13 protein-coding genes are annotated in these 13,733 nt (G+C 73.5%); 4 read left to right on the forward strand and 9 right to left on the reverse strand.

The window, feature by feature from the left end; translation table 11 throughout:
* Positions 1–53 precede the first annotated feature (53 nt).
* Together HD597_RS43500 and HD597_RS43505 are read left to right on the forward strand one after the other, a co-directional pair.
* Positions 54–1,487 carry a sensor histidine kinase gene (locus HD597_RS43500; RefSeq protein WP_253751560.1) on the forward strand — a complete coding sequence of 478 codons (1,434 nt, stop codon included), beginning with the start codon at positions 54–56 and terminating at the stop codon, positions 1,485–1,487.
* The gene (locus HD597_RS43505; RefSeq protein ID WP_253751563.1) at positions 1,484–2,143 is read left to right on the forward strand and encodes a response regulator; all 660 of its coding nucleotides are present in this window, start codon (positions 1,484–1,486) and stop codon (positions 2,141–2,143) included. Before HD597_RS43500 ends, HD597_RS43505 begins: the two co-directional genes overlap by 4 nt.
* Before the next feature lie 12 nt (positions 2,144–2,155).
* Here the strand turns inward: HD597_RS43505 and HD597_RS43510 are convergent, their stop codons facing one another.
* Positions 2,156–3,115 (reverse strand): AraC family transcriptional regulator, encoded by a 960-nt coding sequence (locus tag HD597_RS43510; protein WP_253751565.1) that lies wholly within the window; start codon positions 3,113–3,115, stop codon positions 2,156–2,158.
* A gap of 109 nt (positions 3,116–3,224) precedes the next feature.
* On the opposite strand from HD597_RS43510, the gene HD597_RS43515 reads away from it, so the two are divergent.
* Positions 3,225–4,889, forward strand: coding sequence for an alcohol dehydrogenase catalytic domain-containing protein (locus HD597_RS43515; RefSeq protein ID WP_253751568.1), 1,665 nt, complete (start codon positions 3,225–3,227; stop codon positions 4,887–4,889).
* Here the strand turns inward: HD597_RS43515 and HD597_RS43520 are convergent.
* From HD597_RS43520 to HD597_RS43530, 3 genes are read right to left on the reverse strand one after another with little or no spacing between them, the layout of a single operon-like run.
* The gene (locus HD597_RS43520; RefSeq protein WP_253751571.1) at positions 4,879–6,840 is read right to left on the reverse strand and encodes an acetoacetate--CoA ligase; all 1,962 of its coding nucleotides are present in this window, start codon (positions 6,838–6,840) and stop codon (positions 4,879–4,881) included. The two genes, HD597_RS43515 and HD597_RS43520, sit on opposite strands and share 11 nt — an antisense overlap.
* A 58-nt stretch (positions 6,841–6,898) precedes the next feature.
* Positions 6,899–7,756: a serine hydrolase gene (locus HD597_RS43525; protein WP_253751575.1), complete on the reverse strand. Its 858-nt coding sequence runs from the start codon at positions 7,754–7,756 to the stop codon at positions 6,899–6,901.
* Positions 7,753–8,673 (reverse strand): LysR family transcriptional regulator, encoded by a 921-nt coding sequence (locus HD597_RS43530; RefSeq protein WP_253751578.1) that lies wholly within the window; start codon positions 8,671–8,673, stop codon positions 7,753–7,755. Before HD597_RS43530 ends, HD597_RS43525 begins: the two co-directional genes overlap by 4 nt.
* A gap of 147 nt (positions 8,674–8,820) precedes the next feature.
* On the opposite strand from HD597_RS43530, the gene HD597_RS43535 reads away from it, so the two are divergent.
* Complete coding sequence (locus tag HD597_RS43535; protein WP_253751581.1) at positions 8,821–10,326, forward strand: penicillin-binding transpeptidase domain-containing protein; 1,506 nt, start codon at positions 8,821–8,823, stop codon at positions 10,324–10,326.
* 76 nt (positions 10,327–10,402) lie between these two features.
* Here HD597_RS43535 and HD597_RS43540 read toward each other — a convergent pair whose 3' ends face one another.
* From HD597_RS43540 to HD597_RS43560, 5 genes are all read right to left on the reverse strand, one after another.
* Complete coding sequence (locus HD597_RS43540) at positions 10,403–11,110, reverse strand: HAD family hydrolase (protein ID WP_253751585.1); 708 nt, start codon at positions 11,108–11,110, stop codon at positions 10,403–10,405.
* A gap of 90 nt (positions 11,111–11,200) precedes the next feature.
* Positions 11,201–11,827, reverse strand: coding sequence for an HAD family hydrolase (locus HD597_RS43545; protein WP_253751587.1), 627 nt, complete (start codon positions 11,825–11,827; stop codon positions 11,201–11,203).
* A gap of 80 nt (positions 11,828–11,907) precedes the next feature.
* Positions 11,908–12,318: a DUF2690 domain-containing protein gene (locus HD597_RS43550; protein WP_253751590.1), complete on the reverse strand. Its 411-nt coding sequence runs from the start codon at positions 12,316–12,318 to the stop codon at positions 11,908–11,910.
* A 136-nt stretch (positions 12,319–12,454) separates the two neighbouring features.
* Complete coding sequence (locus tag HD597_RS43555) at positions 12,455–12,964, reverse strand: DUF6912 family protein (protein ID WP_253751593.1); 510 nt, start codon at positions 12,962–12,964, stop codon at positions 12,455–12,457.
* A gap of 96 nt (positions 12,965–13,060) precedes the next feature.
* On the reverse strand, positions 13,061–13,705 hold the full coding sequence (locus HD597_RS43560; protein WP_253751595.1) for an HAD family hydrolase: 645 nt from the start codon (positions 13,703–13,705) through the stop codon (positions 13,061–13,063).
* Between the last annotated feature and the right edge of the window lie 28 nt (positions 13,706–13,733).

Here is a 13,733-nt window from a genome sequence, read left to right on the forward strand (position 1 = left end):
CGTCCCTCCTGGGAGGGATGCCATGCGGGGGCGGCGGGGAAACAATGAGGTCCGTGGAGCGAGCGTATGACCGGCGGGCGGCCGGGCCGGTGCCGCACGGCCGGTTCGGGGCGTGGGCGGGGCCGGTCCGGCGGTTCGCCGCGGCCCGGTACGCGCCGGTCGTGCTCGTCGCGCTGCTGGCGCTGGTGGGCGTGGCCCAGGCGGTCGCGCAGGCGGAGCACGGGCCCGGCCTGATCCTCTCGGACACCCAAGCCGTCCCGGCGGACGGCTCGCTCCCATCGGCCGGTGACTCGACGGGCGGGCCGTTCCCGTCGGCCGGCGAGACGGCAGGCGGCCCGTTCCCGTCGGCCGGTGACGCGGCGGGTGACGCGGCGGGCGATGCCGGGGGCGGGGCCGGCACGCGGCTTCCGGCGGGCGGGCGCCCGGAACCGGTCCCGCAGGCCGTGCTCTTCCCGCTGCTCGCCCTGGGCACCACGCTGCCGCCGGCCCTCCTGTGGAACCGGCCCGCCACCGCCGGGCTCCTGGTCACGGGCGCGAGCCTGCTGTCGATCACGGCCTTCCACACCTTCACCCCCGCCGGGCTGGTCGCCCAGCTCGTCGCGGCCTACCGGTTCGGCGGGCCGCTGTGGCGTGCCGTGGCGCTCACCGTGCCGTTCCCCCTGCTGGCGGTGGCGGCGGAGGCGACCGGCCGGTCCGAGGGCCCGGTACGCCTGCTCTCGCTGCTGCTCGGCTGCCTGGCCCCGGCCGCGGCGCTGGCCGGGATCGCCCGCCGCGCCCGCCACCAGGCCAGGGCCGACACGGCCGCCCGGCAGGTCATCGCCGACAGCCTGCTGGAGCACACGGCCCGCGGCGAGCGCGCCCGCATCGCGAGGGAGCTGCACGACGTGGTCGCCCATCACATCTCCATGGTCGCCGTGCAGGCCGAGACCGCCCGGCTGGCCGTCCCCGGCATGCCCGCGGCGGGCGCGGAGCGGCTGCTGGCGATCGGCGACACCGCCAGGGCGGCGCTGACGGAGATGCGCCGGCTGCTCGGCGTCCTGCGCGAGGACGCGGAGGCGGAGACGACCTGGCGCCCGCAGCCCGGCCTGCGCCTGGACGAGCTGAACGAGCTGCTCGACGGGTCCCGCGAGGCGTCCGGGAACAACACCCGGCTGATCCTGCGGGGCGCGCCGGTGGAGCTCGATCCCGGCGTGGAGCTGGCCGCGTACCGGATCGTCCAGGAGGCGCTCACCAACGCCCGCCGCCACGCGCCCGGGGCGGCGGTGGACGTGGAGCTCGACTACACCGGCGACACGCTGCGCCTGCGCGTCCGCGACAACGGCCCCGGCCCCGGCCCCGGGACGACAGCCGGAGAGGCGGCGGACGGGCACGGGCTGGCCGGGATGCGGGAGCGGGCGGTGGCGGTCGGCGGCGAGCTGCGGACGGGGCCCGCGCCCGGCGGCGGTTTCCTGGTGGAGGCGCGCCTCCCCGGCAGGGACGCCTCGTGATCCGGGTCGTCATCGCCGACGATCACCTGGTGGTCCGCACGGGGTTCGCCGAGCTGCTCGACACCCAGCCGGACCTCGAGGTCGTCGGCACCGCCCCCGACGGCGCCGAGGCGGTGCGGATGTGCCGCGAGCTGTCCCCCGACGTCGTGCTCATGGACGTGCGCATGCCGGGTATGAGCGGCATCGAGGCCACCCGGCTGGTGGCGGGCCCCGAGGGGCCGCGGGTGCTCATCCTGACCACGTTCGACCTCGACGAGTACGTCTACGACGCCCTGCGCGCGGGCGCCAGCGGCTTCCTGCTCAAGGACGTCACGGCCGAGCGCCTCTTCGAGGCGGTCCGCGTGATCGCCGCCGGTGAAGCGCTGCTGGCCCCGGCCGTCACCCGACGCCTGATCAGCGAGTTCGCCCGCCTGACGCCCGCGCGGGGCCGCCCCGACGCGGGCCTGTCGGCGCTCACCCCGCGCGAGACGCAGGTCCTGCGGCTGGTGGCCGAGGGCCTGTCGAACGTCGAGATCGCCGACCGCCTGGTGGTCACGGAGGAGACGGTCAAGACCCACGTGAGCCGCGTGCTGAACAAGCTGGGCCTGCGTGACAGGACCCAGGCCGTCGTCACCGCGTACGAGTCGGGCCTGGTCGTCCCCGGCGAACGCGGCTGAGCGGGCCCCGGCTCAGCGGGTCAGGGCGGCCTCCCGCGGCTGGGCCGGGCAGGCCGTGCGGCGGTACCTGCCAGGAGCCATGCCGTACTCCCGCTTGAAGGCGTTGGCGAAGGCGAACTCCGAGCCGTACCCCACCCTGGCGGCGATCTCGCTCAGCGGCGCGTCGCCCTCCCGCAGCAGCCGGCCGGCGCTCGACAGGCGCCACCACGTCAGGTACGCCAGCGGCGGCTGCCCCACCAGCGCGGCGAACCGGCGCGCGAACGCCGCCCGCGACAGCCCCGCCCGCGTGCCCAGCTCGGCCACCGTCCACTGGCGGGCCGGGTCGCGGTGCATGGCGTCGAGCGCCGCGCTGACGGCCGGGTCGGCCAGCGCGGCGGCCCAGCCGGTGACCTCGCAGTGCCCGTGCTCGGCCGCGAACCAGGCCCGCAGGATGTACAGCAGCAGCATGTCGAGCAGGGACGACACGACGGTGTCCGCGCCCAGCCCCGGCCGGTGGATCTCGGCGCCCAGCAGCTCGACGGCGGCGCGCACCTCGGAGTGCAGGCCGGGCTGCGCCGGCAGGTGGACGAGGTCGGGCAGGTCGCGCAGGAGCGGGTGCGCCCGGCTGGGATCGAGGCGGTAACCGCCGCACAGCAGCACCGTGGCCGCGCCCTGCCCCTCCATCGAGGCCGAGGAGAACAGGCCGTCCTCGTCGGTGTACGGGTCGCAGGACGGCTCGGCCACCGGGGTGGCCGGGCTGTCGGCCATGGCGTAGCCGTGCCCGCGCGGGAAGAACACGACGTCTCCCGCGGACAACGCGACCGGCGGCCCGCCGGGCGGCAGCAGCCACGTGGCCCCGCGCAGGACCACCTGGAACCCGGCCGAACCGGGCGCCGCCGGGAAGCGCTGCCCCCAGGGCGCGCGCCACTCGATCCGGGCGGAACGGGGCCGGCCGGTCCGCATGACGGCGACCACGTCGCTGAGCACGTCCATACCGCGAACTCTAACCCGGAAGACGCTGACGTATGAATGGAAGACCTGAACGCATTGGCCATCTCTTCATCTCTTCCTACGGTGTTCGTGCGACGAGAGGAGAGCGACGATGGCACGGATTCTGGTGACCGGGGCGACCGGCACGGTGGGGCGGCACGCGGTGGCGCTGCTACGGGAGGCCGGGGCCGAGGTGGTGGCCCTGAGCGGCGCTGACGGCGACCTGCGGGACCCTCGGACGCTGCCGCCGCTGGACGGGGTGACGTCGGCGCTGCTGGTGTGGCCGTTCGCCACCGCCGACGGCGCGAAGGACGTGGTGCGGGCGCTGGCGGGGCGGCGCGTGGTCTACCTGTCCTCGGCCGCGCGGCGCACGTCCGAGCGCGAGGTCGAGCGGCTGGTCGAGGAGGCGGCCGGCGAGTGGGCCTTCCTGCGCCCGCACGCCTTCGCGGCCAACGCGCTGCGCTGGGCCCGGCAGGTGCGCGCGGGCGTGGTGCGGGGGGCGTACGGGGCGGCGGGCATGCCGGTGGTGCACGAGAGGGACGTCGCGGCCGTGGCCGTACGGGCGCTGCTGGACGCGGGGCACCACGGCGCGGCCTACGCCCTGACGGGGCCCGAGACGATCTCGCAGGCCGACCAGGTGCGGATCCTCTCCGAGGTCACCGGGCTCGCGGCGCGGTGGGAGGAACTGACGCCCGAGCAGGCCCGCGCCGCCCTTTCAGCCGGCGGCTGGCCGTCCGGCGCGGTGGAGGAGGTGCTGCGGGCCCAGGCGGAGCTCGTGAGGCGGCCGGCGCCGGTCACGAGGGCGGTCGAGGAGGTCACCAAGGCTCCGGCGACCTCGTTCCGGGAGTGGGCCGCGGAACACGCCGGCGCGTTCCGCCAGGTGACTCGGCACACCACCCGCCGCAGGCCCGGCGCGGCGGCCGCGATGCGGGCGGCGCGGATCCACGAGTTCGGTGACGCCTCGGTGATCCGCGTCGACGAGGTGGACGTCCCGCGCCCCGGCCCCGGAGAGGTGCTCGTCGAGGTGGCCGCCACCTCGTTCAACCCGTCCGAGATCGGGCTGCGGTCCGGGCTGCTGCCCGAGGTGTTCCGGGCGAGCCTGCCGCACACCCTCGGCTGGGACGTCTCCGGCACGGTCGTCGAGGCGGGGCCGGGCGCCGGCGACCTGGCGCCGGGTGACCGGGTGTTCGGCATGGTGGACGGAGCGGCGGCGCAGTACGTCGTGGCCCCGGCGGACGTTCTCGCCAAGGCCCCGGCCGGCATCCCGCTCGCCGACGCCGCCGCCGTCCCCGTGGCCGGCCTCACCGCCTGGCAGGCGGTCCGCGAGCACGCCCGCATCACGCCGGGCGCGCGGGTGCTGGTCAACGGCGCGGGCGGCGGGGTGGGGCTGTTCGCCGTACAGCTCGCCAAGCTGGCGGGCGCGCACGTGATCGCCACCGCGAGCCCGCGCAGCGCCGCCGCGGTGCGGCGGCTCGGCGCCGACGAGGTGATCGACTACACCACGGCACCGCTGCCCGCCGACGTGGACGTGCTTCTGAACCTGGTCCCGGGCGGACCGGCCGGGCAGTCCCGCACGACCGTCTCGATCGCCGGGGGCGACGGCCACTTCGTGATGCGCTACGACCCGGACGAGCTGGCCGCCCTCGCCGCCCTGATCGACGAAGGCCGGCTCACGGTCGAGATCGCGGAGTCGCACCCGCTGACGGAGCTCGCCCGGCTGCACCGCAGGGCCGAGGCGGGCGACCTCCGCGGCAAGATCACCGTCCTCATGGGGTGAAGTGCCGCAACACCTCGGGGTTGGCCATGGCGTCGGGGTTGGCCGCGTCCTCGACGGGCGTGCCGAGCAGGATCTTGCGTACCGGCACCTCCAGCTTCTTGCCGGACAACGTCCGCGGGATGCCGGGGACGACGCGGATCTCGTTCGGCACGTGCCTGGGCGACAGCTCCTTGCGCAGCGCGTCGCACAGCGCCCGCTCCAGGGAGTCGGTCAGCTCGGCGCCCTCGGCGAGCGTCACGTAGAGCAGCAGCCGCCCCTCCTGCCCGAGCTGGCCCGTGTCGATCACCAGGCTGTCCGCGATCTCCCCGAACCGCTCGACGACCCGGTAGAACTCGCTGGTGCCCATCCGCACGCCGCCGCGGTTGAGCGTCGAGTCGGAGCGCCCGTAGATCACGCAGCTCCCGTCCTCGTCGATCTTGATCCAGTCGCCGTGCCGCCACACCCCGGGGTAAACGTCGAAGTAGCTCTCGGTGTACCGCTCGCCTCCGGGGTCGTTCCAGAACATGACCGGCATCGACGGCATCGGCAGGGTCAGCACCAGCTCGCCCACCTCGCCGGCGACCGGCTTGCCCACGGGGTCGTACGACTCCACCTTCGCCCCCAGCGACCGGCACGGGATGATCCCCGCCCTGATCGGGTGCAGCATGGTGGCCCCGACGAACCCCGTGCACACGTCGGTCCCCCCGGAGAACGACCCGATCGGCACCCCGGGCAGCTCGGCGGCCACCCAGGCGAACCCCTCCGGCGGCAGCGGCGACCCGGTGGAGCCGATCCCGCGCAGCCGCTCCAGCCCCTCCGGGTGGATGCCGGCCTTCAGCGAGGCCATGATGTACGGCGCCCCGACCCCGAAGTACGTCACGCCCTCCGTGTCGGCGATCCGCCACAGCGCGGCGGGCGACGGGTGCGTGGCCGACCCGTCGTACAGCACGGGCGTGGCCCCCACCAGCAGGGCGCCGATGAGGTAGTTCCACATCATCCAGCCTGTGGTGGTGTACCAGAAGAACACATCGCCCTCGCCCAGGTCCTGGTGGAAGGCGAGCGACTTGAGGTGTTCGAGCACCACGCCGCCGTGCCCGTGCACGATCGGCTTGGGCAGCCCGGTCGTGCCGCTGGAGTAGAGGATCCACAGCGGGTGGTCGAACGGCACCCGCTCGAACTCCAGCGGCCCCTCCTCGGCCCGCAGCCCCTCCCAGCCGATCACCTCGCCGTGCGGCACCTGACCGGCGTGCCCGGGAGCGGGCTCGGCCTGCTGCGGCGCGCGGCCCTCCTCGGCCGCCGCCAGGTACGGGATCCACACGGTCGCCCGCAGCGTGGGCAGCTCGGCGGCGATCGCGTTGACCGCGGCGGAGCGGTCGTAGCTCCTGCCGTTGTAGTGGTAGCCGTCGACGGCGATGAGCACCTTGGGCTCGATCTGCCTGAACCGGTCGACGATGCTCGGCACGCCGAAGTCGGGCGAGCCGGCCGACCAGATCGCGCCCAGGGAGGCGGTGGCCAGGCAGGCGATCAGGGCCTGCGGAATGTTGGGCAGGTAGGCGGCCACCCGGTCGCCGCGGCCGACACCGAGGCGCAGCAGCCCGGTGCGCACCCTGGCGACCTCCTCGCGCAGCTCGGCCCAGGTCAGCTCCTGCCGGCCGCCGTCCTCGGAGACGAAGACGAGGGCGGTGCCCCCGTCGGAACGCCGCAGCGCGTTCTCGGCGTAGTTGAGCGAGCTGCCGGCGAACCACGTGGCGCCCGGCATCGTCCCCGACAGCACGGGGCCGTCACCCCGGTCGCCGACCACCTCGAAGTAGTCCCAGACCGACGTCCAGAACTCCGCGGGCCGATCGACGGACCACCGCCACGCGTCCTCGTAGTCGACGGGCCGCCCCAGCCATCGCAGGTAGTGGGTCAGCCTGGCGGACTCGACGATCTCTTCGCTCGGCTCCCAGAGAAGCTCGCCCTCAGCAACCATATGCCTCATCCTGTCGCCCGTACGGAGGAAAGTCATACCCGGCCTCCCCCATAACTTGCTACCTCCGTAGGTGGTCCACCGCCATACGCGCGGCGGTGCCGATCACGGCGTCGGCGCGCGGCTGGATGAGCGCGGTGCCGAAGGAGCGGGTGAAGACCGACACCGCGTACCGGCCGCCGTCGGGGTACTCCACGACGCCCGTCTCGCAGCGCAGCGTCGGCATCGTGCCCGTCTTGCCGCTGACGGCCACGTCGTCGTACGGGAAACCCGAGGCCATGCGGTGCGGCCACACCTGCATGTTGAGCACGCCGCGCATCCAGGCGCACGACGGCGCGGAGGCGGCCTCGTCGCGCCAGATCATCCCGAACAGCCGCGCCATCTCCCGCGCGGTGCTGTGGTTGGTGCGCGCGGGGTCGAGCACGCTGAGCCGGGCGATGTCGTCGGGATCCACGAACGGCCACGCGTGCCCGGTGTCCACGTCCATGCTGCCGAGCATCTCTCCCGAGCCCTGCACCACCCGGGTCCGCTTCAGCCCGAACGTCTCCAGCATGGTGTTGATCACGTCGAACCCCACCCTGCCGAGCAGCTTGTCGGCCGCGGTGTTGTCGCTCAGCGCGATCATCAGGTACGCCAGGTCGCGCAGCGAGATCGTCACGTCGTCGAGCATCGAGGAGATCCCGGTCGGCCCGGACACCCGGTCGGCCGCCGTCACGGTGACCCGCTCGGCCAGGTCGAGCAGCCCGGCGTCGGCCTGCCGGCACAGCGCCACCAGCAGCGGCACCTTGAACATCGAGGCCGTGGGCATCGGCTCGTCGGCGCCGTGCCCGAGGTCGTGCCCGGTGTCGACGTCGGCCGCGTACAGCCAGCCGGTGACCCCGGCGGCCCGGAACAACCGGTCGAAGGCCGGCGCGCTCATGCCAGCATCCCCGGCCTGCGGCTGACCCGCCGCGCGGGCGCGGCGCCTTCGTGGGTCATCCCGGCGCTCTCCTTCAACGTACGTACGGCCGCGGCCGAGAAGTCGCCGACCGCAGGCGTGGCCGCGCGCCAGGCGGTGGAGACCCGGCTCGTGATCGGCGAGCCTAGCAGCGGCCGCCAGGCCAGCCCCGGCAGCTCCATCCTCGGCCCGAACGCCACCGCCGCCCCCGCCAGCACCAGCCCGAGCCCGGCGCCTTCGTGCACCTGCGCGGGCACGAAGCCCTGGCGGCGGCACTCGGCGAGCACCTCGGCGCGCCAGCCCGGCTCGCCCTCCTTGGGCGGCATCACCAGCTCGCGGCCCGCCAGGTCGGCCAGGTGCACCTCGCCGACGCTCGCCAGCGGGTCGCCCTCGGCCAGCAGCACGCCCTGCGCCTGCACCAGCACCTGGCCGAACGTCAGCCCGGGCGCGGTCACGGGATGGCGGACGAGGCCGACGTCGATCGTGCCCTCGGTCAGCGCCGTCACCTGGTCGGCGGTCCAGACCTCGGCGGGCGCGAGGCGTACCTCGGGGCTGCTCTCGCGGAAGGCCGCGACCAGGGCGGCCAGCACGGTCGCGGCCAGGTCGGGCGGCACCCCCACCTTCAGCACCGTGCCCCGGCCGCCCTGCCTGGCCAGCTCGTGCAGCCGGTCCACCCGGCCGACGATCTCGCGGGCCTCGCCGAGCAGCAGCCGGCCGGGCTCGGTGAGCCGGACCTGGCGGGCGGAGCGGTCGAACAGCCGCACGCCGAGCTCCTCCTCCAGCCGCTTGATGCGCTGGCTGAGGGGCGGCTGGGCCATGCCGAGCCGGATGGCGGCGTTGCCGAAGTGCAGTTCCTCCGCCACCACGATGAAGTAGCGGAGATGTCGGACCAGGTCCATGACCAGCCACTATATCCAGATTTATATCTGAGAAGCGCTCATATCAGTATTGGACACCGCGCCGCAGGCTCTGGTGTTCTCTGCGGCATGGCACCACAAACGGGGCGAATCTATGGCAAAAGACGCCGCAGGCGGTGGCCGTGGATCGTGGCGGCACTCCTGATCCCGGCCCTCGTGGCGAGCGGCGTCATCTGGGCGCTGCGGGTCGAGGGCTCGCCCGAGGAGACGGCCGATCGGTACCTGGCGGCCTGGTCCGCCCAGGACTACGCGGCGATGCGGGCGCTGGTCGCCGACCCGCCCGCCGACTTCGAGCGCCTGCACCGGCGCTTCCTCACCGACCTCAAGGCCACCCGGGCCGCCTTCCGCCCGGGCGAGGTGTCGGGCGGCGACGTCGCCTTCAAGGCCGCCGTCACCGGCGCGCGGAACTGGGAGTACGACGGCAGGCTCCGGGTCGTCGAGCGGGACCGTGCCTGGAAGGTGGCCTGGACGCCCGCCACCCTCCACCCGCTGCTGAAGAAGGGCCTGTCACTGAAGGTGGTCGCGCAGAAGGGCGACCCCGTGCGCGTCCTGGCCGCCGACGGCGCCGACCTCAACAACGCCGGCGCGCCCGGCTCGGTGCAGCAGCTCGTCGAGGGCATGAAGCAGACCTTCCCCGACCGTTTCGAGGAGCTGTCCCGCACCAGGATCGACCTCTACAAGGGCGGCGAACGCGTCAGGACCGTCGCCGAGCAGCAGGCGGGGAAGGAGCCGATCCGGACCAGCATCGACCTGAAGGTGCATCGAGCGGGGGCCGAGGCACTGGAGGGCACGGACAAGCCCGCCTCCCTGGTCGCGCTGCGGGCCTCCACCGGGGAGATCCTGGCCGCGGTCAACGCGCCTGGCGGGTTCAACCGGGCGCTGCTCGGCAAGTACCCGCCGGGCTCGACGTTCAAGGTCGTGACGGCCTCCGCGCTGGTCGCCGACGGGGTCGAGCCGGGGCAGCAGGTGACGTGCCCGGCCGAGAAGAACATCGGCGGCTTCCCGTTCCACAACGCGGGCTTCAAGGACTACGGCACGCTGTCGTTCCGCGACGCGTTCGCGCACTCGTGCAACACCACGTTCGGCGAGATGAGCGTGGCCGAGCTGAACGGGGGCCGGCTCGGCGAGGTCGCCAGGAGCTTCGGCTTCGGCACCGCGATCACGCCGGGGGTGCCGGCCGTGCGCGCCGAGTTCCCCGACCCCAAGGACGACACGGACCTCGCCTCCGCCTCGATCGGGCAGGGCAGGGTGCTGGCGAGCCCGCTCAACATGGCCTCGGTCGCCGCCGCCATCGCCTCCGGCTCCTACATCCCGCCCCGGCTGGTCACCGGCGAGCCCGTCCCCGGGCAGCAGCGGGCCGAGCCGCGCCCGCTGGAGGGCGGCGTGGTCAAGGCCCTGCGCCGGCTCATGCCCGCCGTCGTCACGGACGGCACCGCCCACGGCGTCAGCTTCCCGGCGGGCACGGCGGGCAAGACCGGCACGGCGGAGTACGGCTCGGGCAAGGAGCCGCCCGCGCACTCGTGGTTCATCGGCTACCAGGACGACGTGGCGTTCTCGGTCATCGTCGAGGGCGGCGGCGCGGGCTCCGCCGTCGCGGCCCCGATCGCGGCCCGCTTCCTGCGCGCCCTCCCCTGACCCGGCGCCGCCCCGCGCCACGCTCGTCCGGCGTGGCGTCCGGCGTGGCGCCCGGCGGTGGCCGGCACCTCCGGTGTCAGCGGGCCGCGCGGTCCAGCGGGGCCGTCAGGGCCGCGACCGCCGCCACCACCTCGGAGGCGTTGGACAGGTCGGGCAGCACGATGTCGGCCCCGGCCTCGCGCAGCTCGGAGGCCATGGACCGCCCGGAGGCGACCGCGATCATCCCGGCCCCGCCGATCCTGGCCGCCTGCACGTCCCGCGTGGAGTCACCGATCACGACCGTGTTGGCGGCCGTGAACGGCGTCCCGAGCCGCTGCTTGGCGCGCGACTGCGCCACCTGCAGCAGGGTCGCCTTGGGGTAGACCTCCTCACCGTACCCCCCGAGCTCGAAGTCGACGTGCCTGTCGAGCCCGAACGCCTTCAGCTTGTGCACGGCGTTGGCCCGGATGGTGCCGGTCAGCACCGTCTGCACCACCCCGTCGAGCCGCGAGACGGCCTTCAGCGCCGTCTTGGCCCCGGGCATCATCCGCCCGTCCTGCCCGAGCCGCCCGCGCCGGTCGGCGAAGGCCGTGGCGAGCGCCGACAGGAACCGGGGCAGGTGGTCGTCCTCGGCCACGATGCCGTTGACGGCGAGCGTCTCGAAGACGATCTCGGAGTCGGGGCGCCCGAGCGGGGGCACGAGCTTGACCAGCGGTCGCCCGGTCACGACGCGGAACGCCTCGGCGTAGGCGTCTCTGGTCACGATGGCGACGTCGACGAGCGTCAGATCGACGTTCCACAGCACAAGGCGGTTGATGGCAGCCTCCTGAGGGGTCCCTGCAAGGGTACGGCCGTCGCCGCCGTCAGGGCTCCCGCCCGAGCGATTACGGCATGATCAGACGTAGTCGAGCGCGTCGGACAGCCGGTCGACCACCGGCAGCCCGGTCTCCTGCAGCTCGGCCTTGGTGGTCATGCCGCCGGTGTAGAGCACCGCCCTGGCTCCCACGTGCTTGGCGGCCAGCCCGTCGTCCACGCTGTCGCCGATCACCAGGATCTCGCCGGGATCGACGCCGATGGCCTCGATGTGCGCGGTCATGTGGACGGCCTTCTCGCCGCCGAGCGCACCGGTGAGGCCGTCGATCCTGGTGAAGTGCCGCGTGATGCCGAACGACTCGACCTTGGGCACCAGGTGGTCGTGCGGGGCCATCGAGCAGAGCGACTGCGTGCCCGTCCAGGTCGAGAGGATGACCTCCGCGCCGGAGGCGAGCTGGCACACGTCGCAGAACCTGAAGTAGTGCTCGTGGAACCCGGCGTCGAGCTGCTGCCACTCGCCCTCGGCGAGCGGGCGGCCGAGCAGGCGCTCGTAGGCCACCCAGATGGGGCGGGTGAAGACGGCGCGGAAGCCGTCGAGGGTCAGCTCGGGTAGCTCGTAGGGCTTGAAGATCTCGTTGGTGGCTTGGACCACGGCGTCGGAATCGTGGAAGAGCGTGCCGTTCCAATCCCAGATGATGTGCTTCGTCATGTCACGCCTAGCCTAGATGGCCGGTGTGACATCCGGATGAACCGGGGGCTGCGACCGCGCGGCCGCAGCCCTTCCCGCGGCTAGTCGCAGGCCTTGCCCGTGGTGCCCTGGGCGTTCTGGCCGCCGTTGCCGCCGTTCCACTGGATGCTGACGCTGCCCCAGGCGCACATGTTCTTGGCCGCGAGCATGTCGCCCCAGTGACGGCCGCCGTTGCCGGCCCTGAAGCTGAACCGGTTGTGCCGGCCGTCCGCGGTGTAGACGTTGATGGTGCCGCGCGCGGAGGAGGCGGTCTTGATCTCGGTCCAGTTGGTCTGGCACCGGCCCGACCACATGAGCTTGATGGTGCCGAGCTCTCCGTGGACCCGGCTCTTGATCTTGGCGGTCTTCACGACCCTGGCCGAGTTGCCACAGCCCGACCGGTAGGGGTCCTGGTGGTCGTACGGCTTGAGCGCGGCCTGGGCCTGCGCTGGCGAACCGGCCAGGAGAGTCACCGCACCTACAGCGATCGCTGCGACTCGACGCATCACGTGGAACCGACTCCTTCTGTCAGACGACTCTTGCTGGGTGGCGACCCTAGCGAGATCGACTTCGCCCGGCAGGGAACCACGCGCGTCTGTGATCGCACCGTTATGGGCGCAGGAGTTCGGGAATCTCCTGGGTCGCGTACCACATGAGCTCGTGCGCCTCGGCGCCGTCCACCGTGAACCGGGCGTCGTCGTCGCCCTCGTCGGCGGCCGGCAGCGCGGCGACGGCGGCCTCGATGTCGGGCACCGCGTACTCGTCGTCGATGTGCACGGCGGCCACCTTGGCCAGCGGGATCGGCTCCGCGAGGCGTACCCTGGCGCGTTCCTCCAGGTCGACTCCGACCGTGGCGGCGCGCTCCGGCACCTCGGCGGCGACCACCACGCGGCGGGGCGCGGCCGGCACGCCGTCGGCGCGGTCGGCGGCCAGCATGCGCAGCGAGGCGCGGGCCGCCTCGGTCAGCGCGACGTACTCGAGCTCCTCGGTGTCGCCCGAGGCGTACCACTCGATCAGCGCGGGCGTGACCGCGTAACCGGTCAGCGGAGCCGGGCCCAGCTCCCCGGCCTCGACCGCCGTGGCCAGGGCCGGAAGAGTGCACGGCAGATAGACGCGCATGACGAACCTTTCCAACACCTCTGCTGTGGGAAGAGCCTGCCTCACCAGGCCTCCGCCACCCTACTCATGGTGCCTGGTCACGACCGCATCGGCAGGCTACTTGCGCAACGTGAGCCGCAGCACGGTCTCCAGCTCGGCGATGGTCGTGGCCGCGTCGCGGTGGTGGATCCCGGCGATGCCGAGGGCGCGGGCGGCGTCGATGTTGGCCTCGATGTCGTCGATGAACACGCATTCGGCGCCCGCGAGGCCGATCAGGCCGAGCGCGTGCTGGAAGATGCGCGGCTCGGGCTTGCGCATGCCGACCTCGCCGGAGATCACGACCGCGTCGAAGACCTCGTCCCAGTCGTCCCGGGGGTAGGTGTTGGACCAGGAGTTGGACAGCAGGCAGGTCTTCACGCCGCTGCCGCGGACGTCACGCAGCATGTCGTACATGGCCTCGACCCGTTCGAAGCCCGCGAACATGCGCTCCAGCAGCCCCTCGGCCACCGGCGGCACGCCGTCCAGGGTCAGCAGCCGGGCGGCGAGGTCGCGCTCGAAGGCGGCCCCGTCGATCTCGCCCCTTTCGAGCGCGTGCACGACGCTCTCGCTGTCGCCGCCCCGGTAGGCGTGGTCGATCATTTCGCGCATCACGGTGTAGTAGCGGTCGGCGTCGATCCTGTCGGCCGCGATCCATCGCGCGATGGAGTCGGAGAGGCTGCTCGTGAGCACGCCACCCCAGTCGATGAGCACACCCGTAACCATCGTTCTAGGGTAGGGCGTCACGGTTGCG

This window comes from Nonomuraea thailandensis (genome assembly GCF_024172165.1).
GTDB lineage: Bacteria > Actinomycetota > Actinomycetes > Streptosporangiales > Streptosporangiaceae > Nonomuraea > Nonomuraea thailandensis.